The organism is Burkholderia semiarida, from assembly GCF_029268935.1.
In the GTDB taxonomy this organism is placed as follows: Bacteria; Pseudomonadota; Gammaproteobacteria; order Burkholderiales; family Burkholderiaceae; genus Burkholderia; species Burkholderia semiarida.
Map to the genome: position 1 here is coordinate 279,026 of NZ_JAHLCL010000005.1, position 26,429 is coordinate 305,454.

Annotated in this window: 26 protein-coding genes; 11 read left to right on the forward strand and 15 right to left on the reverse strand. The window is 67.6% G+C overall.

Translation table 11 applies throughout. The annotated features are described in order from the left end of the window. Positions 1-42: 42 nt before the first annotated feature. From KPB06_RS08090 to KPB06_RS08110, 5 genes are read right to left on the reverse strand one after another with little or no spacing between them, the layout of a single operon-like run. The gene (locus KPB06_RS08090; protein ID WP_059575049.1) at positions 43-531 is read right to left on the reverse strand and encodes a phage protein NinX family protein; all 489 of its coding nucleotides are present in this window, start codon (positions 529-531) and stop codon (positions 43-45) included. A 29-nt stretch (positions 532-560) separates the two neighbouring features. Beyond that, positions 561-1,352, reverse strand: a complete 792-nt coding sequence (locus KPB06_RS08095) for an endonuclease/exonuclease/phosphatase family protein (RefSeq protein ID WP_059575050.1) — start codon at positions 1,350-1,352, stop codon at positions 561-563. Then, complete coding sequence (locus KPB06_RS08100; RefSeq protein ID WP_059575051.1) at positions 1,343-3,541, reverse strand: VTT domain-containing protein; 2,199 nt, start codon at positions 3,539-3,541, stop codon at positions 1,343-1,345. Before KPB06_RS08100 ends, KPB06_RS08095 begins: the two co-directional genes overlap by 10 nt. Continuing rightward, on the reverse strand, positions 3,538-3,861 hold the full coding sequence (locus tag KPB06_RS08105) for a hypothetical protein (RefSeq protein ID WP_059575052.1): 324 nt from the start codon (positions 3,859-3,861) through the stop codon (positions 3,538-3,540). The genes KPB06_RS08100 and KPB06_RS08105 overlap by 4 nt, the downstream gene beginning before the upstream one ends. After that, positions 3,858-4,553, reverse strand: coding sequence for an MgtC/SapB family protein (locus KPB06_RS08110; RefSeq protein WP_059575219.1), 696 nt, complete (start codon positions 4,551-4,553; stop codon positions 3,858-3,860). The genes KPB06_RS08105 and KPB06_RS08110 overlap by 4 nt, the downstream gene beginning before the upstream one ends. A gap of 177 nt (positions 4,554-4,730) precedes the next feature. Between KPB06_RS08110 and KPB06_RS08115 the strand changes: the two genes are divergently transcribed. Both KPB06_RS08115 and KPB06_RS08120 read left to right on the forward strand, forming a co-directional pair. Further along, complete coding sequence (locus KPB06_RS08115) at positions 4,731-4,973, forward strand: DUF6566 family protein (protein WP_059575053.1); 243 nt, start codon at positions 4,731-4,733, stop codon at positions 4,971-4,973. Between the two features lie 86 nt (positions 4,974-5,059). After that, positions 5,060-5,767 carry a succinate dehydrogenase/fumarate reductase iron-sulfur subunit gene (locus KPB06_RS08120; RefSeq protein ID WP_059500499.1) on the forward strand — a complete coding sequence of 236 codons (708 nt, stop codon included), beginning with the start codon at positions 5,060-5,062 and terminating at the stop codon, positions 5,765-5,767. Between the two features lie 30 nt (positions 5,768-5,797). Here the strand turns inward: KPB06_RS08120 and KPB06_RS08125 are convergent, their stop codons facing one another. The 6 genes from KPB06_RS08125 to KPB06_RS08150 form a co-directional block, all read right to left on the reverse strand. Further along, a complete protein-coding gene (locus KPB06_RS08125) occupies positions 5,798-6,229 on the reverse strand; it encodes a hypothetical protein (protein WP_059575054.1) in 432 nt (143 codons plus the stop codon). Between the two features lie 126 nt (positions 6,230-6,355). Further along, positions 6,356-7,378, reverse strand: coding sequence for a Rieske (2Fe-2S) protein (locus KPB06_RS08130; RefSeq protein ID WP_230951135.1), 1,023 nt, complete (start codon positions 7,376-7,378; stop codon positions 6,356-6,358). A gap of 26 nt (positions 7,379-7,404) precedes the next feature. Further along, positions 7,405-8,469, reverse strand: coding sequence for a Rieske 2Fe-2S domain-containing protein (locus tag KPB06_RS08135; RefSeq protein WP_059575221.1), 1,065 nt, complete (start codon positions 8,467-8,469; stop codon positions 7,405-7,407). Positions 8,470-8,483: 14 nt separating this feature from the next. Continuing rightward, the gene (locus tag KPB06_RS08140) at positions 8,484-9,578 is read right to left on the reverse strand and encodes a terpene synthase family protein (protein WP_275905385.1); all 1,095 of its coding nucleotides are present in this window, start codon (positions 9,576-9,578) and stop codon (positions 8,484-8,486) included. Positions 9,579-9,591: 13 nt separating this feature from the next. Beyond that, a complete protein-coding gene (locus tag KPB06_RS08145; protein WP_089466145.1) occupies positions 9,592-10,554 on the reverse strand; it encodes an SAM-dependent methyltransferase in 963 nt (320 codons plus the stop codon). 636 nt (positions 10,555-11,190) lie between these two features. Continuing rightward, positions 11,191-11,865 carry an HAD family hydrolase gene (locus KPB06_RS08150; protein WP_027785977.1) on the reverse strand — a complete coding sequence of 225 codons (675 nt, stop codon included), beginning with the start codon at positions 11,863-11,865 and terminating at the stop codon, positions 11,191-11,193. A 211-nt stretch (positions 11,866-12,076) separates the two neighbouring features. On the opposite strand from KPB06_RS08150, the gene KPB06_RS08155 reads away from it, so the two are divergent. Beyond that, positions 12,077-13,261: a sugar transporter gene (locus KPB06_RS08155; protein ID WP_275905384.1), complete on the forward strand. Its 1,185-nt coding sequence runs from the start codon at positions 12,077-12,079 to the stop codon at positions 13,259-13,261. A gap of 33 nt (positions 13,262-13,294) precedes the next feature. Here KPB06_RS08155 and KPB06_RS08160 read toward each other — a convergent pair whose 3' ends face one another. The 4 genes from KPB06_RS08160 to KPB06_RS08175 all read right to left on the reverse strand — a co-directional run bounded on the left by KPB06_RS08160 (position 13,295) and on the right by KPB06_RS08175 (position 18,654). After that, the gene (locus KPB06_RS08160) at positions 13,295-14,470 is read right to left on the reverse strand and encodes a helix-turn-helix domain-containing protein (protein WP_275905383.1); all 1,176 of its coding nucleotides are present in this window, start codon (positions 14,468-14,470) and stop codon (positions 13,295-13,297) included. A 169-nt stretch (positions 14,471-14,639) separates the two neighbouring features. Beyond that, positions 14,640-15,767 (reverse strand): NAD(P)-dependent alcohol dehydrogenase, encoded by a 1,128-nt coding sequence (locus tag KPB06_RS08165; RefSeq protein WP_275905382.1) that lies wholly within the window; start codon positions 15,765-15,767, stop codon positions 14,640-14,642. A gap of 14 nt (positions 15,768-15,781) precedes the next feature. Then, positions 15,782-17,254, reverse strand: a complete 1,473-nt coding sequence (locus KPB06_RS08170; protein ID WP_275905381.1) for a benzaldehyde dehydrogenase — start codon at positions 17,252-17,254, stop codon at positions 15,782-15,784. A 506-nt stretch (positions 17,255-17,760) separates the two neighbouring features. Then, positions 17,761-18,654, reverse strand: coding sequence for an NAD(P)/FAD-dependent oxidoreductase (locus KPB06_RS08175; protein ID WP_275905380.1), 894 nt, complete (start codon positions 18,652-18,654; stop codon positions 17,761-17,763). 152 nt (positions 18,655-18,806) lie between these two features. Here KPB06_RS08175 and KPB06_RS08180 point away from each other — a divergent pair, with 152 nt between their 5' ends. From KPB06_RS08180 to KPB06_RS08215, 8 genes are all read left to right on the forward strand, one after another. Continuing rightward, entirely contained in the window at positions 18,807-19,439 is a 633-nt protein-coding gene (locus KPB06_RS08180; RefSeq protein WP_059575062.1) for a TetR/AcrR family transcriptional regulator, read from the forward strand. Positions 19,440-19,909: 470 nt separating this feature from the next. After that, a complete protein-coding gene (locus KPB06_RS08185) occupies positions 19,910-21,046 on the forward strand; it encodes a muconate/chloromuconate family cycloisomerase (protein WP_059575063.1) in 1,137 nt (378 codons plus the stop codon). A gap of 49 nt (positions 21,047-21,095) precedes the next feature. Then, the gene (gene catA, locus KPB06_RS08190) at positions 21,096-22,046 is read left to right on the forward strand and encodes a catechol 1,2-dioxygenase (RefSeq protein ID WP_060967449.1); all 951 of its coding nucleotides are present in this window, start codon (positions 21,096-21,098) and stop codon (positions 22,044-22,046) included. A gap of 118 nt (positions 22,047-22,164) precedes the next feature. Beyond that, positions 22,165-23,523, forward strand: a complete 1,359-nt coding sequence (locus tag KPB06_RS08195) for a Rieske 2Fe-2S domain-containing protein (RefSeq protein ID WP_275905379.1) — start codon at positions 22,165-22,167, stop codon at positions 23,521-23,523. Then, complete coding sequence (benB, locus tag KPB06_RS08200; RefSeq protein ID WP_059637266.1) at positions 23,520-24,008, forward strand: benzoate 1,2-dioxygenase small subunit; 489 nt, start codon at positions 23,520-23,522, stop codon at positions 24,006-24,008. Before KPB06_RS08195 ends, benB begins: the two co-directional genes overlap by 4 nt. A gap of 39 nt (positions 24,009-24,047) precedes the next feature. Further along, the gene (benC, locus tag KPB06_RS08205; RefSeq protein WP_275905378.1) at positions 24,048-25,070 is read left to right on the forward strand and encodes a benzoate 1,2-dioxygenase electron transfer component BenC; all 1,023 of its coding nucleotides are present in this window, start codon (positions 24,048-24,050) and stop codon (positions 25,068-25,070) included. Continuing rightward, positions 25,067-25,843, forward strand: a complete 777-nt coding sequence (gene benD, locus KPB06_RS08210) for a benzoate diol dehydrogenase BenD (RefSeq protein ID WP_275905377.1) — start codon at positions 25,067-25,069, stop codon at positions 25,841-25,843. The genes benC and benD overlap by 4 nt, the downstream gene beginning before the upstream one ends. Positions 25,844-25,910: 67 nt before the next feature. Continuing rightward, a complete protein-coding gene (locus KPB06_RS08215; protein ID WP_060310402.1) occupies positions 25,911-26,309 on the forward strand; it encodes a RidA family protein in 399 nt (132 codons plus the stop codon). Positions 26,310-26,429 lie beyond the last annotated feature (120 nt).

Sequence of the window (26,429 nt, forward strand, 5' to 3'; positions counted from 1 at the left end):
GGGGCCTGTCGTTTTTACATGACCGCCGAGGCCGCACCTGTATTACATGCGCGGGATGGATCGAATATCCGAGCTGTCGCCCGTCGCCGGATCATCGTCCGTATCCGGAATCGGCACACCGGGGTCATAGCGCACCACCTTGCCGTGTTCGATCCGGTGCGGGAACGACGGCGGCGCGTCCACGTCATCGCCGAAACGCGCACGCACGAACGCGCGCAGCAGCGCCACGCGCGTCTCGCGGCCGTGGGCGCCGCAGGTCGACGGGCCGTCGACGAAGGTGGCGTCGCATTCGACGTCGTCGCCGTGACGCGCGATCCGCAGGTCCTCCACGCGATCGAGCACCGCACCGGCGTCGGCCCACGACGCCGACGGCGCGAACGGCGCGTCGAGATGCCGGAACGCGTCGCAGGCGGCCGTCACGACGACGGTCGGCGCGACGGCCGTGAAGCGCAGCGTGTCTTCATCGTCGGCGCACAACGCGCGTGCGCACCAGTAGTCGAGATCCTTTCCGTCGAGTGCGTCGGTTCGCATGGGCTGCCTCCGTCGGAGCGAGAAAAGGCTCACCGCGCAAGCGCCGTGCCCGTCGCGGGCGTCGCGCGCATCCGCGCGACCAGCGGATAGTGGTCCGATGCGTGCCGCGCCCGCGCGCTGCGATGTACGACCACGTCGACCAGCAGCTCGCCCGGATGAATCCAGATCCGGTCCAGCGAGAACACCGGGCACACGGTCGGGAACGTGCGCGGCGCCGGCGCCCGCCGGAACCGCGTGACCAGCGCTTGCAGCGCGCGGCCGCGCACGAACCACTCGTTGATGTCGCCAAGCAGGATCACCGGCATCGCGCCCGTGTCGAACGCCGCGAGCAGCCGCTGCACCTGCGCGCTTCGTTCGCTCGCCGACAGCCCGAGATGGGTCGCCACCACGCGGATCGGGCCGACGCTGCACTCGATGTCGGCGTCGAGCGCGCCGCGCGGCTCGCGCGGGTGGAACGACAGGTCGAGCGTGCGCGCCGCGCGGATCGGGCAGCGCGACAGCACCGCATTGCCGTAGCGGCGCTCCGGCGTGTCGATCGTCGGGCCGGCCACCGCGTGCATGCCGGTCGCGTCGCGCAGATGCGCGAGCACGTCCGGCGCGCGCGTGCCGCCGAGCGGCACCTCCTGCAGCGCGATCACGTCCGCGTCGAGTTCGTCGATCACCGCCGCGATCCGATCGGCCGAGCGCGCCGGCCACGCGCCGTAGCCGCCGCGGATGTTGTAGGTCGCGATCCGCAGGTCGCGCCCGCCCGGCGCGGCGGCAGGCGCCGCGTCGGCGGTGACGACGTGCGGCGGCGGGGCCGCGTGTTTGCTCAGCGCCATCGTCGCAATATCCTCACGAGCAGGATCGACACGCCGACCAGCGCGAGGCCGATCGCCGCGAGCCACGCGAACGCGCCAGGGCCGGGATGGCTGAGCGCCGCGGTCAACTGATGCGCGAACGTGACGGTCAGCACGATGCCGGGCAGCATCCCGAGCGCGGTGCCGATCAGGAAGTCGCGCAGCCCGATGTGCGACGCGCCGGCGACGAGGTTGACGACGGTAAACGGCGCGATCGGCAGCAGCCGCAGCACGGCCATCGCGACCACGCCGCGCCGGCCGATGTGCTCGCTCAGCCGGTTCGCGCGGGGGCCGGCGAGCCGGCGCACCGCGTCGCGCCCGAGCCAGCGGCCGAGCGCGTAGGTCGCGGCGGCCGCCGCCATCGAGCCGACGCCCGCATACGCGAAGCCTGGCCATGCGCCGAACACGAGCCCCGTCGCGGCGATCAGCAGCGTGATCGGCACCGCGAAGGTCGCCGCGACCACGTAGGCCGCGAGCAGCAGCGCCGGCGCGGCCGGCAGCCGGGCGATGGCGGCCACCGCATGCGACAGCGACGCGACGTTCAGGTGCGCGCCCAGCGGCGTGAAGCGCCACGCGAGCGCGAGCGCGGCGATCGCGAGCACGATCGCTCCGAGCACGAAAAAGCGCGCGGTGAGCGAGCGGTGCTGCTCGTGCGGCACGAATTCGCGCACGAACCGGTCCGGCTCGATCGGCTGCTCGGGATCGAGCCGCGCGCTGACCGGCACGAGCGCCTCGAATTGCGGCGACACGGCCGGATCGAGCGTGCGCAGCGTGCGGCCGGGCTTCGCGCGCAGCCGGTCGAGCACGACGTTCGGCCGCTCCCCGCCCGCGAACGCGTCGGCCACCGCGGCGGGCGTCGTGCCGAGATGTTCGGCCAGCAGCCGCTCGCGCATGCCGGCGATTGCCGCGCGAATGCGTGGATCGCCTGCCGCGACGAGCGCGATGCAGCATTCGGTGTCGAGCAGCATCGAGCGGTTGTTCAGGTTCGCGCTGCCGATCACGATGCATTCGTCGTCGACGATCGCGACCTTGCTGTGCACGTTCACGCACGCGTCGCCGAGCCCGTCGACGTGCGGATACAGCAGCCGGTAGCGGTCGAAGCGGTCGGCCGACGCGAGCGTCGCGTGCAGCCGCGCGCGCAGCACGCCCATCGTCGCTTCCTGCAGCCAGCCGCTCTGCACCCGCGGCGCGACGACCGTCACGTCCGGCCCGTGCGCATCGGCAAGGCGAGCGGACAACGCTTCGCGCACCACCGCCGCGGTGAAGTACTGGTTTTCGATATACAGGTGCCGGTGCGCGGCGCGGATCGTGTCCTCGACGAGCGCGCGCACCTGCAGCACCGGCTCGCGGCCGCCGTGGCGCGGCGCCGTATACGCGATGCCGAGCCGCACGTCGCGCACGTCGACGCGCGCATCGGGCGGCCACGGATCGTCGTCGGCCGCCCGCTCGAGATGCCGCTGCGCGCGGATCGCGATCGGGCGCCCGCACGCCTGCAGCCAGCGCGAGCGCGCCTGTTCGCCGATCGCGGCGGCCGCGTCGCCGTCGAACATCGCGTGCACGTCGTGGAACGGCGCGTACGGCATGCCGTGCTCGTCGCGGCGGCGCGGGTCGTCGGCCGCATGGGCCGGCGTGTCCCAGCGGGCGCGCGTCAGGTCGAGGCCGCCGACGAACGCGAGCCGGTCGTCGATCACGACGAGCTTCTGGTGATGCGACGCACCGCGCGGATGTGCGTCGTCGAGCCGGAACCGGATGCCGCGATGCGCGCGCCAGCCGGCCCGATACACGGGCGGCCAGTCGCGCTCCAGCGCGTAGATCATCGCGAAGTCCCACGCGAGCACGTAGATGCGCAGGTTGTGGCGGGCGGACGCGAGCGCGTGCAGGAAGGCGGCGAGCGTGTCGGGCAGCGTGTCGCCGGCGCCCGCGGGCGCGAGCCGCATCCGGCTGTCCACGTCCCAGCCGACGATGAACACGGTATGGCGCGCGCGCAGCAGCGCCGCGCGCAGCGTCGAGAAGTACGCGTCGCCGTCGACGAGCATCGCGAAGCGGTCCGCGCCGCGGATCGCGTCGCAGTTGCGCCCGCGCTCGAGCAGGCCGTGCCGCAGCGGGCCGTCCGCCGGCGCGGCGTCGATGCGCCGATCCTCGGCGCGGGTCACGCGGTCCGGCACGATCATCGAGCGCCGACGTCCCGGTCGCCGTCGATCCGCTGCAACAGTGCGTCGCAGCGCGCACGCAGCGCCTGCAGTTCCGGCGAATGCGCGTCGAGCCGCACGCGTTCGCCGTGCACGACCGCGATGTCGTAGATCTCCTGCGCGATCGTCGCCGACGCGTATGCGATCCTGATCCGGTCGAGCCAGTCGCATTCGGCGCGCCGGCACGCGAGCCACGCGCGCAACGCGCCGACCAGCTGGCTGGTCGTGAGCCAGGCGCCGGTGCGCATGCGCGCGGCGAGCTGGCTCGTCACGAGATAGGAGAGCAGGTCGGTCTGGGTCACACGAAACTCCTTGACGAGGTGTCGGGTTGACAGGTCCGCACGCACGCGATGTTTTGCAGCGTCTCGCAGATCGCCGCGAATTCCGGCCCGCTCGTGCGCGAGAACGAGACGGAGATGTCGTCGGTGTCCGGATCGTCGTCCGACTGCTGGACGATGAACCGTTTCACGCGCACGCGGCCGGGGCCGAGCGCTTCGTGCAGCGTGTTGAGCGTCAGGCCGCCGCGCTCGGCCACCAGCAGCAGCGTGCGTTGCTGGCGCTGCGCAATGAAACGGCGCTCGAGCGGCTTCACGCCTGCGAGGATAACGAGCACGATCGCCGTCGCGCCGACCGACGCAACGACCATGCCGCCGCCCGCGGCAAGCCCGACGCCGGCCACGGCCCACAGGCTCGCGGCCGTCGTCAACCCGCGCACCACTTCGCCGCGCAGCAGGATCGAGCCCGCGCCGAGGAAGCCGATGCCCGACACGACCTGCGCGGCGACCCGCGACGGATCGACCACGACGCCGTTCTGCCCGCGCACGTCCTCGAAGCCGAACGTCGATACCAGCATCACGAGCGCGGAGCCCACGCACACGAGCATGTGCGTGCGCAGCCCGGCGGCCCAGTTCAGACGCTCGCGTTCGAGCCCGATCACGCTGCCGAGCAGCGCGGCCAGCAGCAGGCGTCCAAGCAATTCGAGGTGACCGATCATGATGTGCATCCGTTCGGGCCCTGCGCGAGGCGGGCCCGGTAGCGCTTCGATGCGGAAAAGGGACGCAAGCAGCGTGCCGGCCGGGCACGGTCCGTGCGCGCGAGGCCCGGGGTGTGCGCGGCGTGCATGCGGCGCGCATTTTTTGCATCGCCATCGCAGATAAGACAGGAGGCCACCTTGGCACATCAACAGGACGCACAGGTTCGGGACCCGTATCGCGGCCACGAGATTCTCGTGTGGGCGCGGCCCAACGAGCGCGGCGCATGGCGCGACGAGGTACAGGTATACGTCAACGGCGCGCGCGTCGAGCTGGTGGTGCCGGAGGCAGCCGGCCCCGAATGGCTGACCGAGGTCGAGGCGCTGCGGGCAGGCGTCGAACGCGGCCGCTATTTGATCGATAAGCGCGTCGACGACGACTGAGCGGCATGGCGCTTGCGGCGCCGCGTGCCGCGACAGTATCCCGCAGCACTCCGAGAACCCATGCCGGCTGGCGCCGGGAGGAAACGATGAGCGATCCGCGCACCCTGCATATCTATCGTTACGACCCCGATCGGGACGCGCAGCCGTACCTGCAGCGCTACGAGATCGACGTGGACCCGGCCGACCGCATGCTGCTCGACGTGCTCGGCCGCGTGAAGCGCGACGACGAGACGCTCGCGTATCGCCGCTCTTGCCGGGAAGGCATCTGCGGCTCGGACGCGATGAACATCAACGGCAAGAACGGTCTCGCGTGCCTGACCAACATGCAGACGCTGCCGCGCGAGATCGTGCTGCGGCCGTTGCCGGGGCTGCCGGTGGTGCGCGACCTGATCGTCGACATGACGGATTTCTTCAATCAGTACCACTCGATTCGCCCCTACCTGATCAACGACACGACGCCGCCCGCGCGGGAGCGGCTGCAGTCGCCGGAAGAGCGCGACCAGCTCGACGGGCTGTATGAATGCATCCTGTGTGCATGCTGTTCGACGTCGTGCCCGAGCTACTGGTGGAACCCGGACAAGTTCGTCGGCCCGGCCGGGCTGCTGCAGGCGTACCGGTTCATCGCCGATTCGCGCGATCTCGCGACGGCCGAGCGGCTCGACGATCTGGAGGATCCGTACCGGCTGTTTCGCTGCCGGACGATCATGAATTGCACGGACGTGTGCCCGAAGGGGCTGAATCCGACCAAGGCGATTTCGGAGATCCGGACGATGTTGGTCAGGCGGACGGTGTGATATGCCACGTCTGAATGCTTGCTCCCGGACTTATGAAAATACCGAGATCAGTCGTTGGAGCAAAGGCATTTGGGCCGTCAACCGGTCCATCCTGGAAGGCGGCATGGCGATGAAGCGCAAGGGCGACGACTTCGATTGGTCGTAGTAGAAAATCGTGTCGTCGCCGTACTCCAGTTCCCGAGGAGCTGCATCGTTGATCGTGCGCACCGCGAAATACCTCTCCGCCAGCACATTTCCTGCCGAGCCTATCACCCGGAGACGAATTTCGTCGCCGTCGCCAAGAGAGCGAGGTGCCCCACACAGCTCGATTTTGTATTGCTCGCCACCGAACTCTTTCGTTCCCCCGTTAAAAGCTTGAGTATAGTTTTCGCAACCCCCATATGATTCGCGCAACATAAGAGACGGAATCGCCAAGACCAAAACGGCCGAGATCGCGATTAGATTTTTTCTGGTGACCTGCATATTTCGCCCAGACTTAATTATGGCAATGGGAATATATCAGGCTGTTTCGCTGCCGGACGATGCTGGTCAGACGGACGGTGTAGGGTCGTGCGTTCGGCGGGCGCGCCGCGTACATTCCTCCCTTGGCTATTTTTCGGCGACCGTGTCCGCATGCGCGGCCGGGCGCCGCGCCGCGGGCCGCTCGACGCCGGGATAGAACTGCCGCGCCCAGCGCTGAAACACCGGGTACGGTCCGTCACCGGCACCCGGCGTACCGTAGCCCGTGTAGTCGCGATTGTTCCACACCATGATGTCTTCCTTGAAAACGGGCACCAGCCACAGTCGGTGCAGCAACCGGCCGAGCGCGGCGTAGACGATCCGCTGTAACGGGGCGGGCCACTTCGACAGCCACGAAAAGCGGAACGAAATACCGTCCCGGAAGGTCCAGCGTAGCGGCGCGATCTGCACGCCGCACGCGAAGATCTTCGCTTCGAGGCCGATCGCCTTCATTTCATGGTCGGACGACACGCAGCCCAGGCCATGAACGCCAATCAGCGTGCTCCATCTGATGTTCTTCCACGCCATGTCCACCTGCATCGAAATGCGCGGCCCGTCGATTACGGGCGCATGCGGTTTCATGTCCTTCCAGCGATGCAGCGCGCCGAAATGTTCGAGGTCGTAGCCGTTTTCCGGCAGGTTCTGCATCACGCCGCGCAGCGTGAATGCCTGGCCGACCGGCGCCGAGAAGCCGGTCATGTCCACTTCGGGCAACTCCCACGTCGGCGCCAGCCCGTCGGCGTTCTGCCACACGAACACGAAGCCGTTCCATTCGCGCACGTGCCATGTGCGAAGCACCAGTTCCTGGCTACCCTTCATGCAGCGGGCCGTGGTGCGCCGGCCGTCGGGGCCGTACGCGTAGTGATGGAACGGACAGACGATCTGCTCGCCGTCGACGGTGCCCCCGTGGCCGAGATGCGCGCCCTGATGCGGGCAATATGCGTCGACCGCACACGCGACGCCCGAGGCCGTCCGGTACAGCACGACATCGCGCCCCATGAAAGGCGTCGTGAGCACGGCCCCGCGCTTCAGCTCGCGGCTGAAACACAGCGCGAACCATCCGTCCGGATAGGGCAGCGGGGCGGCTTCGTCGACGGGGCTGGCTGCATGCATCGCGCGCTCCTGCGTCGGCATGGCGTTCATCGCGCGAATGCCCGGTCGGCGTGGGCGACGGCCGCCGGCACGGCGCCGTGTTGCCCATGTTGCCCGTCGGGCGCGTCGCCGCGGGCTTCCGGATAGAACTGCGCGGCCCAGCGCCGGAACGTCATGATCGGCATCTCGCCGGCCATCAGCGTCGGGCGCGCGTCGTAGTCGCGGTGGTCCCAGATGCGCAGGTCGCGCTTGAATTGCGGCACGAACCACAACCGGTACGCGGCGCTCACGAGCATCTCGTGCACGACCCGGCGCAGCGGCGACGGCCACGCCGACGCGCGTTCGACGCGCAGCGCAACGAATTCACGGCACGTCCAGCGATCAGGTTCGATCTGCGTCGGGAACAGCACGACCCGCGCGTGCAGCCCGAGGTCCGGCAGTTCCATGCGCGCGGCCATGCAGCCGAGGCCGTGCATCGTGATGTCCAGCAGCAACCGTTGCCCGAGCAGCACGAGCGTCGAGCGCATCGTCATTCGGTGGCCGTCGGCTTCCGGTGGCTCCAGCACGGGATTCGACCACCCGTGCACCGGGCTGAAATGGTTGACGTCGACGCCGTTCTCGGCCGGATTCTGCAGGCTGCCGTTCAGCGTGTGGCACTGGCCGCGCGGTCGCGAATAGCCCGTGAGGTCCAGCTCGGGCAGCGACCACCGCGGCGCGGCGCCCGCACGGTCCTGCCACGCGAGCACGACGCCGTTCCATTCGCACACGTGGCGCTGCCGCAGCACGACGGCGGGCGGCTTGCCGTCGCGCCCGGCCCGCACGCAAGTGCCGTCCGGCGCGAACGCGAGATGATGGAACGGGCACACGATCTCCTCGCCGCGCACGACGCCGCCATGCCCGAGATGGGCGCCGAGGTGCGGGCAATGCGGCGCGACCGCACGAATCAGGCCGGATGCCGTTCGATAGAGCACGACGTCCTCGCCCATGAAGCGCGTGACGACGAGCGCGCCGGGTCTGACGTCGCGGCTGTATGCCAGCGCGAACCAGCCGTCCGGGTAGCGAGGTCGCGCCGCCGCGGCGGGGTCGGGCGCGAAATGAATCGATGAATGCATGCGCATGTCTCCGTTCACCAGCGCGAATCGCGACGGTCGCGCACGGCGATTTCGTCGAGTGTCGGGAGCGCCGTCATCGCGATTTCGCCCCCTGTGAAGCGCCCGCCACCGAAATCGTCGCCGTGGTAGCGGGTGCTGAACGCGTGAAACTCCGCATTGCCCGCACTCATGTAGCCGAGCTCCGTCACGTACGCGTGCGCGTCGGCGTCGCCTGCCAGCACGCCTGTCGTTACCGCCTGCTGCGCGTCGACCAGGCGGCGTTCGTTCGCCGTGCAGAGCGCGGCCAACCGGTCGAGCGCCGCCTGAACGCCCAATTCCTCCACGCGCATCAGGATCCACACGGCGTTGAAGCGCTCGCGCGCGGACCGTTCCTTGCGAAACGAAAACAGGTCGTTGACGAGGAGCACCGAATCGATCGCGGCGTTACGCGCGTCGGCCAGTGCCGCGTATTGCGCGAGGCGCTGCCCCATGTCGACGTCGAGCGCATATTCGGTGAGCAGCGTGATCCAGTGTCCGAAGCCCTCGACCCGGCGAAACGCCAGATAATCGGCGAGCGACAGGCGCGCCGCGTCGGTCGCCGTCGGGTCGGCCTGCGTGCGGATCTGTTCGCGGATGCATTCGACGAGCCGCTGCCGGAACGCCGGACGCGCGTCGAGTACGGTGCGCATCGCGCGCAGCGTGTCGTACAGCAGTTGCGCGGCAGGCGCATCGGCCGGCGGCGGCGTGCCGTCGACCGCGGCGAGGAAATGAGCGTGCAACGCGTCGAGCCCCGCCTGATCGCCGGTGCGCGCGAGATGCGTGAAGGCATCGTCCATCAGCGTCGTGACGTTCATCATGCGATGGATCGCGTACACGCGATCGGGCCGCGCGTTCGGGTAGCACAGGCTGCCGTATGCGGGAATCCGCTGCGCGAGAAAACGGCGAGCCGCCGCCTCGCTGCGATAGTGCCGCAGGATGTACGGGTAGTCGTCGATCGCAAGCTGCTGCTCGATCGCTTGATGCTGAGGGTGCCGGGCAAGCGGCAGCGACAGACGCGGCAGCGGGAGCACCAGCGTGTCCGTCGCGCCCGACGGGGCGGCCGCGGCGCGTGGCGTTCCGGATGCTTGCATGCGGATCTCCCGGTTACGCGTCGGGTTTGACCGCGACGATGCTGTAGGTCGACACCTTGTTCTTGATCAGCGCGACGGACCAGTTTTCGGCGAGCACGCGCAATTCTTCCAGCGTGTCCGGCGCGCGGTGCGGAAAATGGCGATCGATGTTGGCCTTGGCATCCATCAGCCAGCGCGCGACGTCGATGTTCGACGGCAGCACGCGCATGTCGCGGATCGCGAACCCGGCGTCGATCAGCACCTGCCTGAAATAGTCGGGCGTCTTGCGATGCTTGCACGCGATCCGGTCGACCTCGTCCGGCGTGTCGGACCGGTATTCGTTCAGATCGACGTTGTACAGATTGTCCGAGATGACGACCGAGCCGCCGCCGCGCACACGCGCATGCAGCGCGCGCATCGCCTTTTCGTACAGCGCGTTCGGGAAATGCGAGATCACGCCGCGAATGATGACGAGATCGTACGGCGTCCCGGGATCGGGCAGCCGATCGACGTCCTGCGCGTTGCACTGATACAGGTTGATGCGCCCGGCGAGCCCGTGCTGCGCATGAAAACGTGCGCAGTACTCGAGCTGTTCGCGACTGACGTTGACGCCGTCGAGGCGGATGCAGCCCGGGAAACGGCCGGCGAGATACTTGAGGATGTAGCCCCAGCCGCAGCCGATGTCGAGAATGCGCTCGACGCGCGCGGGAACGGGATCGTCGAAGCCGGCGAGGCCAAGCTGGCGTTCGAAGTAGCGAATGCCCGACTCGTCGAGCGAGATCGGCGGCGTGGAGCGCGGATCGTCGTAGACGCCGAACTGGAACAACAGATATTCGCCGATCGCCTTGCGCCAGTCGTCCGGGCTGCCGGCGTAGGTCGTCTGCACTTTCCGCTCGTAATCGCTCACCGTGTCGCCGTGCAGCACCCGGATCGGCAGGGCGGGCGCCGGATGCGCTGCCCGCATGTCGACGATCGCCTGTTCGCTGACCTGATTCATCGGAATCCTCGCGTCGTTTATTTTCGTCAAACTGGACAAAAACAACACCCGCCGATCGAGCGGCAGCACACGTATTCACGAAACGCCGGAACGAAAAAAAAGCGCGTGCCGATACGTACGATCGTGCGATTGAATAAAACGATGTAATGCTTTCGTTGAAACGTTATGAAGGTGAAAGATCCGTGCGCATTTATAGAATCCCCGGATAAATGGCGGAAAGGGCGCCGTGACGCGGCATCGCGAGGCAGGCCCGATCATGTGCGGGACGCCTAGCGACGCGGGTTGCACCGGCTGGCCGGTTCGGCTCCGTATGTGACTCGCATTTTCACGATTCGGATACTGCGACCGTGAACCGGAAACGAAGTGTCTTTGTTATATGAGAGGCGATTCGATTTTTCAAGAATCTTCCCGTCTGTTTTAAAAACACGGGAAAACAGGCGCCGATAAAGATATTGAAATCTCAATCGTCAATGACGGTGGGGATTGTTTCGATTCGATGAATCGAAAAAGCAGCCGCGCCGTGAACGAATCGCGCACGCGGCTGCCTCGGCCGGACGAGGCCGTGCGGACACACGGCGTCCGGCTCGACTGAAACGCCGTTCACGCATGAACGGACCGGGCGCGACCTAACTGCGCCTACGGCCGCGCGGCGACCTCGTCCAGATGCCACAGCAGATCGGCCGGATCGTCGTACACGCGCAGCGCGCCCGCCCGCTCCAGCTCGTCGCTGCCGTAGCCGCCCGACAGCAGCCCCACGCCGAGCGCGCGGCAGCGGGCGGCGGCGAGCATGTCCCAGATGCTGTCGCCGACCACCACCGTATGCTCGATCGGCACGTTCAGTTTCGCGGCGGCGGTCAGGAACAGGTCCGGGTCCGGCTTCGCATACTTCACCTGATCGCGCGTGACGACGACGTTCTTCGCCGGATCGACGCCGAGCGCCTCGAGATTGATCGCCGCGGTTTCCATTCGCCCGCTGGTCGCGATCGCCCAGCGAATGCCGGCATTCGACAGCGCGGCCAGCAATTCGCGCGCGCCCGGCAGCGGCCGGACCTGCGCGCGCAGCCGCTGGTACGCGGCCGCATGCAGCCGTGCGAGCCGCTCGACGCGCTCGGCGTCGATGTCGCCGGCCGTCTCGCGCAGCAGCTGATTCAGGAACAGGCCGCCGCTCATCCCGATCTTGCGATGGATGCGCCACACCGACAGTTCGATGCCTTCGGCATCGAGTGCTTCCTTCCACGCGAGCACGTGCTGATAGACGCTGTCGACGAGCGTGCCGTCGAGATCGAACAGAAATGACGTTTCAATGCGCATGTAACTCTCCTGGCCTGATGGTGGTCGGGCAAATCGTCGGTAAAACCCGGTTCGTCACATTATCGGCGCGCGGCCGTGTCACCGCCATGTCCCGCGCCGCACGCGCCGCACGCGCCGCGCCCGGCGGCGGCGTGTCGAACAGCGCTGGTACAATCGCGCCGATGCGCCGGGCGGGCCGCCCGCGCGCGCCCAACCTTCGTCGAATCCCCGTATGGCAACCCCCGACGCCGTCAGTTCCGAACAATCGTGGTGGGGCGTTCTGGCCCTGGCACTCTCCGCCTTCATCTTCAATACCACCGAATTCGTGCCCGTCGCGCTGTTGAGCGCGATCGGCGACAGCCTGCAGATGCAGCCGACCGCCGTCGGCCTGATGCTGACGATCTACGCGTGGGCCGTCGCGGTCGTGTCGCTGCCGCTGACCTTCGTCACGCGGCACGTCGAGCGCCGCAAGCTATTGAGCGTCGCGCTGCTGGTGTTCGTCGGCAGCCACGTCGTGACCGGCTTCGCGTGGAATTTCACGGTGCTGATGATCGGCCGGCTCGGCATCGCGTGCGCGCATGCGGTGTTCTGGTCGATTTCGATCCCGCTCGCGGTGCGGCTCGCGCCGAGCGACCGCAAGAGCCGTGCGCTCAGCCTGATCGCGATGGGCTCGGCGATCGCGATGGTGGCCGGCATTCCGCTCGGACGCGTGATCGGCGAGGCGTTCGGCTGGCGCATCACGTTCCTGATCATCGCGGGCGCGGCGGGCGTCACGCTGCTGTTGCTGCGCGCCACGTTGCCGTTGCTGCCGAGCCAGGGCGCCGGGTCGCTGAGCAGCATCGGCGTGTTCCTGCGCAAGCCGGCGCTGGTCGCGCTGTACGCGATCACCGTGCTGGTCGTGTCCGCGCACTTCACGTCGTACACGTACATCGAACCGTTCGTGCAGAGCATCAACCATGCGAGCAACAGCCGGATCACGTACGTGCTGATCCTGTTCGGCGTCGCCGGCCTGCCGGCCGCGGTCTGCTTCAATCGCGTCTATCCGCACCGGCCCGACGATTTCCTGCTGGCGTCGATCGTCGCGCTGTCGGGCTGCCTGCTGATCCTGTTCCCGTGCGCGCTGAACATCGTCACGCTGTCCGTGCACACGCTGGTGTGGGGCGGCGCGATCGTCTGTTTCGGGCTGGCGATGCAGGCATGGGTGCTGAAGCTGGCGCCCGAAGCGACCGACCTGGCCGTGTCGATCTACTCCGGGCTGTACAACGTCGGGATCGGCGCCGGCGCGCTGCTCGGCAACCATATCGCGGGCGACTTCGGGCTGCCGTGGATCGGCACCTTCGGCGGCGTGGTCGGCGCGTTCGCGGTCGGGATCGCGTGGCTCGCGTTGCGGCTGCATGAGCGGCGGGCAGTGGCTTAGCGCCATCGCCACACCGCACTTCATCCCGCATGGTCAATGCGCCCCGCCGTGCCTGATCCCTGCCGCATCGCGCTGTCGCAGCTTCGCATACAGCGTCGTGCGTGAAATGCCGAGTTGCCGCGCGGCCGCCGACACGTTGCCGTCATGCTCGTCGAGCGCGCGCCGGATCGCATCGAGCGACTGTTCGCGCAGGCTGGCGTTGGCGTGAGGGCGGCCGGCCGGTGCCGCGTGGCACACGTCCTCCGCGTCGGCGAGCACGTCGGCGTGCCGCGCCGCGGTCGCGCGATCGAGCGGTGCACGCACGGTGCGCACCCACACGTGGCTGCCATCGTCGCGCGCGATCCGCTGCGGCGTGCGCGACGGTGTCAGCAAGCGACGCTGCTGCGCGGGTGTCGCGCCGGGAAACAGTTGCCGGTGACCGACCGGCGCGACCGGCCCTTCGGGCGCGAGATCGAGCATCCGGCGCGCCAGGCGGCTCACCGCACGCACGCGGCCCGCTTCGTCGAGCGCGATGACGCCGGCGAGCGGCGTGCCGAGCCAGCGCGGATCGAATTGCACCTGCAGCAGATGGCAGCCGCGCAGCATCGCATAGAGCCGCTGCTCGGCCGACAGCGACGCATGCCGGAACGGCTCGTGCAATTGCGCGACGTTGCGCCGGCCGATCCCGGTGATATCGAGCGCGCCGATCACTTCGCCGTCGAAACCGACGAGCGGCACCGCGAGACAGAACACCCGCGAGAACTCGTCGAGATAGTGCTGCGCGCCCGCGACGACGGCCTCGGCGCCGTCGTGAATCACGCAGCTCGGCGCGGTCGTGCCGATGTTCGGTTCGACGATCCGGCGGCCGGCGACGATCGGCGTCAGCAGCGGGTCGTCGCATTGCGGGCTGCGCCGCGCATGCACGATCGTGCCGCGTGGGTTGACGCACATGATCGCCCATTCGCGGCCGCCGAACGCGGCCCACAGCGGCTCGATCTCCTGCGCGACGCAGCGATAGAGCCGCCGGTCGTCGCGGGATTCGTCGCGCTCGCGCTGCATTTCATAGCGGGCGGCTTCCCACGGCCGCAGCCCGGCCGCGCGCGAACGCAGCCACGAGCGCGCGACGCTGGCCGGCAACGCCGTTTCCGGCAGCGGCTCGCCCGCGGCGAAGCGGGCGCGAAGCCGGTGGAGGTCGACCGGCCGTGCAGGGGATTCGGGGGCTGTATTCACGCTGCGCTCCAGTTGGGGTCGAAGGTCGGGGCTGGACGTGCAGGCCCCGTGTCGCGCGAATGCGTAATATAGCCCGGCGCCCCCGGCGCGGTATTTTCGCGGCGGCTACGCTGCCGTGCGAGGCCCCCGGCGGTCGCCATGTACCGCGCGGACGGCGGCGCATCGCCGCTCAATGCGGCAACCGCAGGATCGGCTTGAGCGTGCTTCCGTTGCTGCTGTCTTCCGCCGCCTGGTTGATCTGGTCGAGCGGATAGAACTTCACCAGCCGGTCGAACGGAAACCGACCTTGCAGATACAGCTGCACGAGCTGCGGAATGAACGTCTGCGGCACGCTGTCGCCTTCGACGATGCCGCGGATCGTGTGGCCGCCGAGCAGCAGGCTGTTCACGTCGAATTCCGCCTTCGTGCCCAGCTTCGGCGCGCCGACCACGCCCATCGTGCCGCGCGAGCCGAGTGCGTCGATCCCTTGCGACAGCACGGCCGGCAGCCCGGTCGATTCGAGCGCGTAGTCGACGCCGCCGTCGGTGATCTCGCGGATCGCGTCGACGACGTCCACTTCCCGGCTGTTGATCGCATGCGTCGCGCCGAGCTCCAGCGCCAGCGCGAGCCGTGACGGCACGATGTCGACCGCGATGATCGTCGTCGCGCCGGCGATGCGCGCGGCCATCACGGCGCTCATGCCGACCGCGCCCGCGCCGAAGCTCGCGAAGCTGCTGCCCGGGCGCACCGCGAGCGAATTGATTACCGCGCCCGCGCCGGTCTGGATTCCGCAGCCGAGCGGGCCGAGCAGTTCGAGCGGCGCTTCCTTCGGCACCTTGATCGCGTTGTTCTCGCGTGCGAGCGCGTAGCTCGCGAACGACGACTGCGCGAAGAAGTGATCGTGCAGCGGTTGCCCGGCCTCGTCCCGCATGGCCGTCTGGCCGTCCGAGTCGGCGCCACCGAAATTCAGCGCGAAGAACTGCCGGCAATACGCGCCGTGACCGCCGACGCACGACGCGCAGTGGCCGCACGCGCCGTAGGTCAGCACGACGTGATCGCCGGCCGCGAGCGTCTTCACGTTCGGGCCGACCGCCTCGACCACGCCGGCGCCTTCGTGGCCGAGCACGGCCGGCAGCGGCACCGGATAGTACTGGTCGCGCACGATCAGGTCGGTATGGCACAAGCCGGTCGCGACGACGCGCACGAGCACCTCGTCGCCGCGCGGCGAGCGAATGCGGGCGGATTCAATGGAGAAGGGTGCGCCGGCCGCGCGCGCGACGGCCGCGGTGACGGCGCGTGTATCGTGTTCGGTGTACATGATCGGTCTCCTCGTCAGATCGGATACAGCGGCGCTTCGCCCTTGATCGTCAGCCACTGCCACTGCGTGAATTCCTCCCAGTTTGCCGCACCGCCGATGCTCGAGCCATTGCCCGATGCGCCGACGCCGCCGAACGGGTTGATCGCTTCGTCGTTGACCGTCTGGTCGTTGATGTGCAGCAGCCCGGTGTTCAAGCGCTCGCCGATCCGCAGCGCGCGGCCGACGTCGGCCGACAGGATCGCCATCGACAGCCCGTATTCGGTTTGATTGGCGAGTGCGATCGCGTCCTCGTCGGTATCGAACGGCACGACGATCGCGACCGGCCCGAAGATTTCCTCGTCGAATGCCGGATTGCCCGGCGCGACGCCGCTCAGCACGGTCGGCTCGAAGAACAGGCCGCGATGGCCGCCGCCCGTCTCGACACGCGCGCCCGCGCGGCGGGCCGCGTCGACCACGCTCGCCGCATGGTCGCGCTGCGCGGCGTTGATCAGCGGGCCCAGGCCGACGTCGCCGGTGGCCGGGTCGCCCACGCGCAGGCTTTGCGCCTTTTCGACGAGCTTCGCGACGAAGCGGTCGTGAATCGCGCGCTGCACGAGCACGCGGCCGGTCGCCATGCAGATCTGGCCTTGATGCAGATACGCGCCCCACGCGGTGTTCGCGACCGCGCGGTCGAGGTCGGCATCGTCGAGCACGATCAGCGAGTTCTTGCCGCCGAGTTCGAGCGATACCTTCTTCAGATGGCGGCCCGCCGCTTCGCCGACCTTGCGCCCGGCCGCGGTGGAACCCGTGAACTGGATCATCGCGACGTGCGGATCGGCGACCAGCGCCGCGCCGGCCGCGCCGTCGCCGGGCAGCACGTGCAGCACGCCTTCGGGCAAGCCGGCGAGTTCGAACACGCGGGCGATCGCGACGCCGCCGCACACGGCGGTGCGCGGATCGGGCTTCAGCACGACCGCGTTGCCGAGCGCGAGCGCCGGCGCGACCGCGCGTATCGCGAGGTACAGCGGGAAGTTGAACGGCGAGATCACGCCGACCACCCCGCGCGGGCGGCGGCGCGCGAGCGACAGCCGGCCGGCCGTCGACGGCAGCACTTCGCCGGCCGCGCGCGACGGCAGTCCGGCCGCTTCGTGCAGCGCCTTGATCGTGACGGACGTTTCGAATGACGCCTTCGCGCGGGTCGAGCCGCTTTCGCGCACGAGCCAGTCGACGATCGCGTCGAAGTGTGTTTCGGCGACGGCCGCTGCGCGGCGCAGCACCGCCGCGCGCTCGTCGTAGGGTAGGGCGAACCACGCGGGCTGTGCGCGATGTGCGGCGGCCGATGCGTCGGCGATGGCCGCGCTATCCGCGAGACCGATGCGGCCGAGCGTGTTGCCGGTCGCCGGTTCGATCACGTCGGCCGCATGCGGGCTCGCGTGCCAGCGTCCGGTGAAGATCCTGCCGCGCCAGATGTCGGCGTCGAAGAGGGCGGGGTTCCTGCTGCTATCCATGTGCGCTCCTGGGGAAATTCGGATCGCCGGATCGGGTGTTGCCTGGCGTCGACCGGCGTGCGCGCGAGGGTAGGCCGGTGTGGGGAAGCGGGGCTATCCGGGTTTCTTCCCACGCGCGGCGCGCGCATGGTTTGGAGAGCGTTCGCGATTCGGTGTACGGAAACTGGACAGTCGGTGGGTGGATTGTTGCGGCGTGCCGGCTGATGACGCGGCAGGTAGAGCGGGTGCGGCGCGACGTGCGCCGTATCCGAAGGCTCGGCGCGCAAAGCGGCGCCAAGGCCCATGCTCGGCTTTTCTCGAGCCAGGCCACCTCCACCAGCAACAAGGCGCCAGACCTGCGCGTGATCGTCTCAGGCGTCGAGACCGGCGCCGCCTGCCGCCGGAACGCGACGCACACCAACCGCTCCTGCCATTCCGTCAAACTGGACGAATCCGTCCTTCACCTCGCCGATCCACGCCAGCCGCTTCGAAGGTGTCGATGCAACCGGAGAACGGAATCCGCGTGCTCAAACCAGCATCGATTGTTGGGCGAAGATACCCGCCATCGCGCCCTGCGACGATGCCTGGGTGGCCGAGGGCAAGAATGGCGTGGCGAGGTCGCCGGCGGCGTAGATACCGGGCATGCTGGTTTGGCGGCGCGCGTCGACCTCGAGGACGATGCCGGTGGGCGTATCGACCGTGGCGAGGCCCAGCGATTCATGCAGGCTTGCGGACGGCTTGTTGCGCGGCTGGGCGAACAGGATGTCGACCGCGACATGGCGGCGGGTATCGAGATTGACGGTGGTGATATGGCCATTGCGATGGGCGATCTCCACGATCCGGCCATCGACGACAGGGATGTTGCGGCGGGCCAGATCGGCCTGGATCTCAGGCGCGATGTCGTGACCATCGGCGAAGACGGTCAATTTGTCGGTCCAGTCGCGGAACAGCCTGACAGACTGGTGCGACTGCGGGCCGGACCAAACGAGCCCCCAATGCTGGCCGGCGGCTTCAAAGCCGTCGCAATAGGGGCAGGGTACGATGGACGTGCCCCAGCTTTCCGCGAAGCCCGGAACATCGGGCATCTGATCGGCGACGCCATAGCTCAGGATCAGGCGGCGCGCCGTCAGGCTTTCGTTATCGTCGGTGACGACACGGAAATCGTCGATCGCGCCGGACACGCTCTCCGCCCGGGCATTGACCAGCGTGATCGTCGGATAGCGCGCCAGTTGCCGTCGCGCCTCGACCAGGATGTCCAGCGGCGGCTTGTGATCGTGGCCGAGCAGGCCATGCGAATGGCCGGCAAAGCGGTTGCGCGGCCGGCCGGTATCGAGCACGGTGACCGCGCGGCGGGCCCGACCGAGCTGCAGGGCGGCGGCGAGGCCGGCAAAGCTGCCGCCGATGATGATGACGTCGTTCATGGTGATGGGCTCCGTGTCGTGGATGGAGGGGGCGGGCTGATGCGCAATATCGTCCAGCGATACGCGAAGCCGACCCCATTGGCTTGCACATTTGTGATACTGCATGGTATCGTAATGCTGGAATTTGAATACTGTCAAGTACTGGAATTGTCGTGACCGAAAACAACCCGGGCCGCCGCGGCCGGCCGGCGAACGAAGCGCTTCGCCAAACGATAGTCGACGCCGCGTCCGAACTCTTTGTGGAATTGGGTTTTCAAGCGACGACCATGGACAAGGTCGCCCAGCGGGCGAAGATATCCAAGCTCAGCATCTATCGGCACTTCGAGAACAAGGAGGCGCTGTTCAGCGCGGCCATGGTGGCTCGTTGCGATCAATTCGCACCGCAGACCCTTTCCGAAGGCGTCGACGGTTCGGTCGAAGATCAGCTCATGGCGGTGGGATCATCGCTGCTTCGCACGCTGTTGAGCCCGGACGTCCGCAGTGTCGAAGCCATGGTTTTGGCCGACAAGACGAACCAAAGGTCGTTGAGCAAGCTCCATTACGAAGCCGGGCCGGCCCGTGTCATCGCTCAAATCGAGGCGGTGTTGCGTCAGTTGCACGCGAAAGCGATTCTGAACGTGCCCGATGCTCACCGGTCCGCCCGCTTGTTTGCCGCGCTTTTCAAAGGATCCGATCTTCTGCTTGTCGCGCGCTTCGATGAGGCGCGCGCAGAGGACGACGACGAAATCGAGTCCTATTGCCGGTCGGCCGTCGCCATGTTCATTGCCGCGCACGGTGGCATCTAGGCCGCGAACGAAGGTCGCTTTCTGGGCGATAGCGCCCGTCGGCTTCTGACAGACGACGAGGGTCGTTCAAGAACGTCGATATCCGCCTACCCACTTCCTTCCGATCATTCGTAGCAACCGACACCGAAGCTGAAGACCGGGCGACCAGCCCCACCCTTTTTCCCATCAGGAAAACCCTGATCGCCTCGACAGGCCACCGGTTTCAGCGGGCTTTCCGGCTGCCAAAAGCAGTAGCGGTAAGCTTCCGCTCAAACACCACCCCGAACCCGCGCGACCGCGCGACCGCGCGCCTGCAAGCCTCCCAGCCAGCATACCTATCCAAAACAGGTATGGCGCACCGCAATATTCGCGATGCTAGTGCGATTTCAATACCTGCCAGGTATCGAAAATCCCGCCTAAAAGTATTGGACGCCCCGTTTCCCCGCCGCGTATAAATCCGTCCCATGAACCACCCCCACGCAGCGCACCCCATGTCCTCCGCGACCATCGAACGCATCGAAACCCGCCTCGTCGATCTGCCGACGATCCGCCCGCACAAGCTGTCGGTGGCCACGATGCACGGCCAGACGCTGATGCTCGTGAAGGTGTTCTGCAGCGACGGCGTGACCGGTATCGGCGAAGGCACGACGATCGCCGGAATGGCCTACGGCCCGGAAAGCCCGGAAGCGATGAAGCTCGCGATCGACGCGTACCTCGCGCCGGCGATCGTCGGCCGTGACGCGACGCGCGTCCAGGCGCTGATGGCGCATGTCGGCAAGCTCGCGAAGGTCAATCACTTCGCGAAGAGCGCGCTCGAAACCGCGCTGCTTGACGCGCACGGCAAGCGTCTCGGCGTGCCGGTCAGCGAACTGCTCGGCGGCCGCCGCCGCGACCGCCTGCCGGTTGCATGGACGCTCGCGTCGGGCGATACGGCCGCCGACATCGCCGAAGCCGAACGCATGCTCGACCTGCGCCGCCACAACGTATTCAAGCTGAAGATCGGCGCGAGAGCGCCGGAAACGGACATCCGCCACGTGGCCGAGATCAAGCAGGCGCTCGGCGAGCGCGCGTCGGTGCGCGTCGACGTGAACATGGCGTGGAGCGAAACGCAGGCCGCGCGCGCGATCCCGGCGCTCGCCGATGCGGGCTGTGAACTGGTCGAGCAGCCTGTGGCGTCGGCCGCGGCGCTCGCGCGCCTGATGCGCCGCTTCCCGGTCGCGCTGATGGCCGACGAAATCCTGCAAGGCCCGGACAGCGCATTCGAGATCGCGAAGCATCACGGCGCCGACGTGTTCGCGATCAAGATCGAACAGAGTGGCGGCCTGTTCGCCGCGCAACGCGTCGCGGCGATCGCGGACGCGGCCGGCATCGAGCTGTACGGCGGCACGATGCTCGAAGGCGCGTTCGGCACGGTGGCGTCCGCGCACCTGTTCGCGAGCGTCGCGAACCTGCAGTGGGGCACCGAACTGTTCGGTCCGCTGTTGATCACCGAGGAAATCCTGACGCAACCGCTGGACTACAGCGACTTCGAACTGACCGTGCCGGACGGCCCCGGTCTCGGCATCGCGCTCGACGAGGACAAGGTCAGGCGCTTCACCCGCGACGGGCTGACGAAAGTCGTGCGGTAATCGAGTCAGGCAAAGACCGTCATCCCCCAATACACATGGAGACAGCATCATGAGCGTCAAGGTTTTCGACACGAACGAAGTGCAGGATCTGCTGAAGGCCGCATCGAACGCGAGCGGGAGCGGCGGAAACGGCTCGAAGGGCGACGCACGTACGCAGCAGATCGTGCTGCGCCTGCTCGGCGACCTGTTCAAGGCGATCGACGATCTCGACATCACGCCGGACGAAGTGTGGGCCGGCGTGAACTACCTGAACAAGCTTGGTCAGGATGGCGAAGCGGCGCTGCTCGCGGCCGGCCTCGGTCTCGAGAAGTATCTCGACATCCGGATGGACGCCGAGGACGAGGCGGTCGGCCTCGACGGCGGCACGCCGCGCACGATCGAGGGGCCGCTGTACGTGGCGGGCGCTCCGGTGCGCGACGGCGTCGCGAAGATCGACCTCGACGCGGACGACGGCGCGGGCCCGCTCGTGATCCACGGCACGGTGAAGGATCTCGACGGCAAGCCGGTGGCCGGCGCGCTGGTCGAATGCTGGCATGCGAATTCGCACGGCTTCTATTCGCACTTCGATCCGACCGGCGCGCAGACCGACTTCAACCTGCGCGGCGCGGTGAGGACGGGCGCGGACGGCAAATACGAATTCCGCACGCTGATGCCGGTCGGCTACGGCTGCCCGCCGCAGGGCGCGACGCAGCAACTGCTGAACCGTCTCGGCCGTCACGGCAACCGTCCCGCGCACGTGCACTTCTTCGTGACGAGCGACGACCACCGCAAGCTCACGACGCAGTTCAACATCGACGGCGATCCGCTGATCTGGGACGACTTCGCGTATGCGACGCGCGAGGAATTGATTCCGCCCGTCACGCAGAAGACCGGCGGCACGGCGCTCGGGCTCAAGGCCGACGCGTACCAGGACATCGAATTCGACTTCGTGCTGACGCCGCTCGTACAGGGCAAGGACAACCAGATCGTCGAACGCCTGCGCGCGTCCGCCACGGCATAACCCGCCCGACGGCACGGCGGCGCGCGTGCGCCGACGCTGCCGGCCGGTTCCCCGAGACTCAACCGATACCGATGCGAGCGTGCTTGCAGGACGCGGCACGCGCATGGAAGGAGCCATCATGTCCGTCACGATCGACGCTACGAACGAACTGGATCACCTGCTGGAAACCGCCGTGCAGGATGACAAGGAGGCCGGCATTTTCCGCTGTCGCCGCGACATCTTCACGAACGCGGCGCTGTACGAGCTCGAGATGAAGCATATCTTCGAGGGGAACTGGGTGTATCTGGCGCACGAAAGCCAGATTCCCGACAACAACGATTACTACACGACGTGGATCGGCCGCCAGCCGATCGTCATCACGCGCGACAAGACCGGCGAGCTGCATGCGGTGATCAATGCGTGTGCGCACAAGGGCGCGATGCTGTGCCGCCGCAAGCACGGCAACAAGGGCAGCTTCACGTGCCCGTTCCACGGCTGGACCTTCTCGAACACCGGCAAGCTGCTGAAGGTGAAGGACGAGAAGACGACCGAGTATCCGGTGCAGTTCAACACGCACGGCTCGCACGACCTGAAGAAGGTCGCGCGCTTCGCGAACTATCGCGGCTTCCTGTTCGGCAGCCTCAACGCCGACGTGCTGCCGCTCGAGGACTACCTCGGCGAAGCGCGCGTGATCATCGACCAGATCGTCGATCAGGCGCCGAACGGTCTCGAAGTGCTGCGCGGCAACTCGTCCTACATCTACGAAGGCAACTGGAAGATGCAGATGGAGAACGGCTGCGACGGCTATCACGTCAGCACCGTGCACTGGAACTATGCGGCGACGATGGGCCGCCGCAAGGAAGAGGGCACCAAGGCGGTCGACGCGAACAGCTGGAGCAAGTCGGTCGCGGGCGTGTACGGCTTCGACCACGGCCACATCCTGCTGTGGACCAAGACGATGAACCCGGAAGTGCGGCCCGTGTACCGGCACCGCGACGAGATCCGTGCGCGCGTCGGCGACGTGCAGGCCGATTTCATCGTGAACCAGACGCGCAACCTGTGCGTGTATCCGAACGTGTTCCTGATGGACCAGTTCAGCACGCAGATCCGCGTGGTGCGTCCGCTCGCGGTCGACAAGACCGAAGTCAGCATCTTCTGCTTCGCGCCGAAGGGCGAGAGCGAAGCCGACCGCACGACGCGCATCCGCCAGTACGAGGATTTCTTCAACGTGACCGGCATGGGCACGGCCGACGATCTCGAGGAATTCCGCGCGTGCCAGGCCGGCTATGCGGGCATCACGGCGATGTGGAACGACCTGTCGCGCGGCGCGCCGCTGTGGATCGACGGGCCGGACGAGAACGCGAGGAAGATGGGGCTGAACCCGCGCATTTCGGGCGAGCGCAGCGAGGACGAAGGGCTGTTCGTGTGCCAGCACGAACACTGGGTGCACGTGATGCGCGATGCGCTGAAGAAGGAACGCGGGGAGGTGGCGGCATGAGCTTCGATTACCGGACGATTTGCGCGACGCTGTATCGCGAGGCGCGTCTGCTCGACGATCGCGAGTGGGACGCATGGCTGACCTGCTACACGGAGGACGTCACGTACTGGATGCCTGCGTGGGACGACGACGATCGGCCGACCGACGATCCGCAGCGCCAGATTTCGCTGATGTACTACCCGGATCGCGGCGGGCTCGAGGATCGCGTGTTCCGGATCAAGACCGAGCGCAGCGGCGCATCGACGCCCGAACCGCGCACCAGCCACAACGTGACGAACGTCGAGGTGCTGGCCGAACGCGACGGCGAGGTCGACGTGCGCTACAACTTTCATACGCTGAATCACCGCTACCGCGTGACCGACCACTTCTTCGGCACGGTGTTCGTCACGCTGCGGCAGGCGGGCGACGCGCTGCTGATCTCGCACAAGAAGATCGTGCTGAAGAACGACTACATCCGGCAGGTGCTCGACGTCTATCACGTCTGACGCCCGTTGTTTGCCATGAAAGGAAGTGGAGGTGACGCGATGTCCAGCTACAAGATTGCATTGAATTTCGAGGACGGGGTAACCCGCTTCATCGACTGCAAGGCCGGCGAGAAGGTGCTCGATGCGGCTTTCCGCGCGAAGATCAACCTGCCGATGGATTGTTCCGACGGCGTGTGCGGCACCTGCAAGTGCCGCGCCGAAAGCGGCCGCTACGACCTCGGCGACGACTACATCGACGATGCGCTCACCGAGGACGAAAAGGACGGTGGCCTCGTGCTGACGTGCCAGATGGTGCCGCAAAGCGACTGCGTGATCGCGGTGCCGACGTCGTCGGTCGCGTGCAAGACCGGGCAGAGCAGCTTCGCCGCGACGGTCACGAAGGTCGAGCAGCACAACGATGCGGCCGTCGTGCTCGAGCTCGATGTCGGCGCGAGCGCACCGGCGTTCCTGCCGGGCCAGTACGTGAACATCGGCGTGCCGGGCAGCGGCCAGCATCGCTCGTATTCGTTCTCGTCCGCGCCGGGCGATACGAAGGTCGGATTCCTGATCAAGAAGATTCCGGGCGGCGTGATGAGCACGTGGCTCGAATCGGCGAAACCGGGCGACACGCTCGAACTGAACGGGCCGCTCGGCAGCTTCTACCTGCGCGACGTGCAGCGGCCGCTGCTGTTCCTCGCCGGCGGCACGGGCCTCGCGCCGTTCCTGTCGATGCTCGACGTGCTCGCGCGCAGCGGGTCGCAGCAGAAGGTGCACCTCGTCTACGGCGTGACGCGCGATCTCGATCTCGTGCTGGTCGACGCGATCGAGGCGGTTGCGGCGAAGCTGCCGAATTTCAGCTTTGCCACCGTCGTCGCGGACGCCGCGTCGAGCCATCCGCGCAAGGGTTGGGTCACGCAGCACATCCCGGCCGACGCGCTGAACGACGGCGACGTCGACGTCTACCTGTGCGGGCCGCCGCCGATGGTCGATGCGGTGCGCCAGTACTTCGACGAAGCGGGCGTGAAGCCGGCCAGCTTCCACTACGAGAAGTTCACCCCCAACGTCACGGCAAAGGCGGCATGATCATGCAACGATTCTCCGGCAAGGTCGTCGTCGTCACGGGCGCGGCGCAGGGCATCGGCCGCGGCGTCGCGCTGCGGGCGGCGGCCGAGGGCGGCAGGGTACTGTTCGTCGATCGCGCGGATTTCGTGGCCGAGGTCGCGGCGGAAGCGGGCGGCGGCGACACAGCCGGCTTCGTCGCCGATCTCGAAACGTACGAAGGCGCGCATGCGGCGATTGCATACGGGGTGCAGACGTTCGGCGGTATCGACATCCTGATCAACGGTGTCGGCGGCGCGATTCGCATGCGGCCGTTCGCCGAGTTCGAGCCCGCGCAGATCGACGCGGAAATCCGCCGTTCGCTGATGCCGACGCTCTATACCTGCCATGCCGTGCTGCCGCACCTGATCGCGCGTGGCGGCGGCACGATCGTCAACATCTCGTCGAACGCGACGCGCGGGATTCGCCGCGTGCCGTATTCGGCCGCGAAGGGCGGTGTGAACGCGCTGACGTCGGCGCTCGCGATGGAGTACGCGGAACACAACGTCCGCGTCGTCGCCACCGCGCCGGGCGGCACCAGCGCGCCGCCGCGCCGCGTGCCGCGCAATGCGGCCGGCGACACCGAGCAGGAACAGGCGTGGATGGGGGAAGCGGTGCGGCAGGTGACCGAATCGACGTACTTCAAGCGCTACGGCACGCTCGACGAACAGATCGCGCCGATTCTGTTTCTCGCATCCGATGAAGCGAGCTATATCACCGGGACGGTGCTGCCGGTGGCGGGCGGCGATACGGGTTGAGCGGCGCGCGCACCGATCCTCACACGAACAATCGGCCGGCGCTGCGAGTCCGGCCACGGAGACACTCATGCAAAAACGCGAAGCGATCGTCCCGGCCGGCATGGAAGCCGTGTACGAAAAAATCGGCTATGCGCCGGCGGTCAAGGTGGGCGATACGTTGTACGTGTCCGGCCAGATCGGCCGCGACGCGGCGATGCAACTGGTCGAAGGCCGTGAAGCACAGATCGTGCAGGCGTTCGAGAACCTGAAGCGCGTGCTCGAAGCTGGCGGTGCGTCGCTCGACGACGTCGTGGATCTCACGACCTTCCACACCGACATGCGCGACCTGCCGCTGTTCATGCAGGTGCGCGACCGCTACCTCCGCGCGCATCCGAAGCCGGCGTGGACGGCGGTCGGCGCGCACATGCTGGGCGGCGCACCCGGCTATATCGTCGAGATCAAGGCGGTGGCGGTGTTGCAGCGGTGAGTGTCGGCGTCGCGGCTTGCTTCGCATCGCCTTCCTCCCCGGCAGCCGTCATCGCGAGGCGCCCCGGCGTTCCGGCTACCGCCCTCAGCCGGTACGCAAGCCGGTTCCGATGATGCCGAT

Bases quoted from the DNA above. Each gene is read 5' to 3' on its own strand.
- benC (WP_275905378.1), top strand. From the start codon at position 24,048: ATGTCCAGCTACAAGATTGCATTGAATTTCGAGGACGGGGTAACCCGC.
- KPB06_RS08090 (WP_059575049.1), bottom strand. From the start codon at position 531: ATGCGAACCGACGCACTCGACGGAAAGGATCTCGACTACTGGTGCGCA.
- KPB06_RS08150 (WP_027785977.1), bottom strand. From the start codon at position 11,865: ATGCGCATTGAAACGTCATTTCTGTTCGATCTCGACGGCACGCTCGTC.
- KPB06_RS08135 (WP_059575221.1), bottom strand. From the start codon at position 8,469: ATGCATTCATCGATTCATTTCGCGCCCGACCCCGCCGCGGCGGCGCGA.
- benB (WP_059637266.1), top strand. From the start codon at position 23,520: ATGAGCTTCGATTACCGGACGATTTGCGCGACGCTGTATCGCGAGGCG.
- KPB06_RS08165 (WP_275905382.1), bottom strand. From the start codon at position 15,767: ATGTACACCGAACACGATACACGCGCCGTCACCGCGGCCGTCGCGCGC.
- KPB06_RS08120 (WP_059500499.1), top strand. From the start codon at position 5,060: ATGAGCGATCCGCGCACCCTGCATATCTATCGTTACGACCCCGATCGG.
- KPB06_RS08130 (WP_230951135.1), bottom strand. From the start codon at position 7,378: ATGCATGCAGCCAGCCCCGTCGACGAAGCCGCCCCGCTGCCCTATCCG.
- KPB06_RS08100 (WP_059575051.1), bottom strand. From the start codon at position 3,541: ATGATCGTGCCGGACCGCGTGACCCGCGCCGAGGATCGGCGCATCGAC.
- KPB06_RS08095 (WP_059575050.1), bottom strand. From the start codon at position 1,352: ATGGCGCTGAGCAAACACGCGGCCCCGCCGCCGCACGTCGTCACCGCC.
- KPB06_RS08125 (WP_059575054.1), bottom strand. From the start codon at position 6,229: ATGCAGGTCACCAGAAAAAATCTAATCGCGATCTCGGCCGTTTTGGTC.
- KPB06_RS08145 (WP_089466145.1), bottom strand. From the start codon at position 10,554: ATGAATCAGGTCAGCGAACAGGCGATCGTCGACATGCGGGCAGCGCAT.
- KPB06_RS08140 (WP_275905385.1), bottom strand. From the start codon at position 9,578: ATGCAAGCATCCGGAACGCCACGCGCCGCGGCCGCCCCGTCGGGCGCG.
- catA (WP_060967449.1), top strand. From the start codon at position 21,096: ATGAGCGTCAAGGTTTTCGACACGAACGAAGTGCAGGATCTGCTGAAG.
- KPB06_RS08195 (WP_275905379.1), top strand. From the start codon at position 22,165: ATGTCCGTCACGATCGACGCTACGAACGAACTGGATCACCTGCTGGAA.
- KPB06_RS08175 (WP_275905380.1), bottom strand. From the start codon at position 18,654: ATGAACGACGTCATCATCATCGGCGGCAGCTTTGCCGGCCTCGCCGCC.
- KPB06_RS08170 (WP_275905381.1), bottom strand. From the start codon at position 17,254: ATGGATAGCAGCAGGAACCCCGCCCTCTTCGACGCCGACATCTGGCGC.
- KPB06_RS08185 (WP_059575063.1), top strand. From the start codon at position 19,910: ATGTCCTCCGCGACCATCGAACGCATCGAAACCCGCCTCGTCGATCTG.
- benD (WP_275905377.1), top strand. From the start codon at position 25,067: ATGATCATGCAACGATTCTCCGGCAAGGTCGTCGTCGTCACGGGCGCG.
- KPB06_RS08215 (WP_060310402.1), top strand. From the start codon at position 25,911: ATGCAAAAACGCGAAGCGATCGTCCCGGCCGGCATGGAAGCCGTGTAC.
- KPB06_RS08155 (WP_275905384.1), top strand. From the start codon at position 12,077: ATGGCAACCCCCGACGCCGTCAGTTCCGAACAATCGTGGTGGGGCGTT.
- KPB06_RS08110 (WP_059575219.1), bottom strand. From the start codon at position 4,553: ATGATCGGTCACCTCGAATTGCTTGGACGCCTGCTGCTGGCCGCGCTG.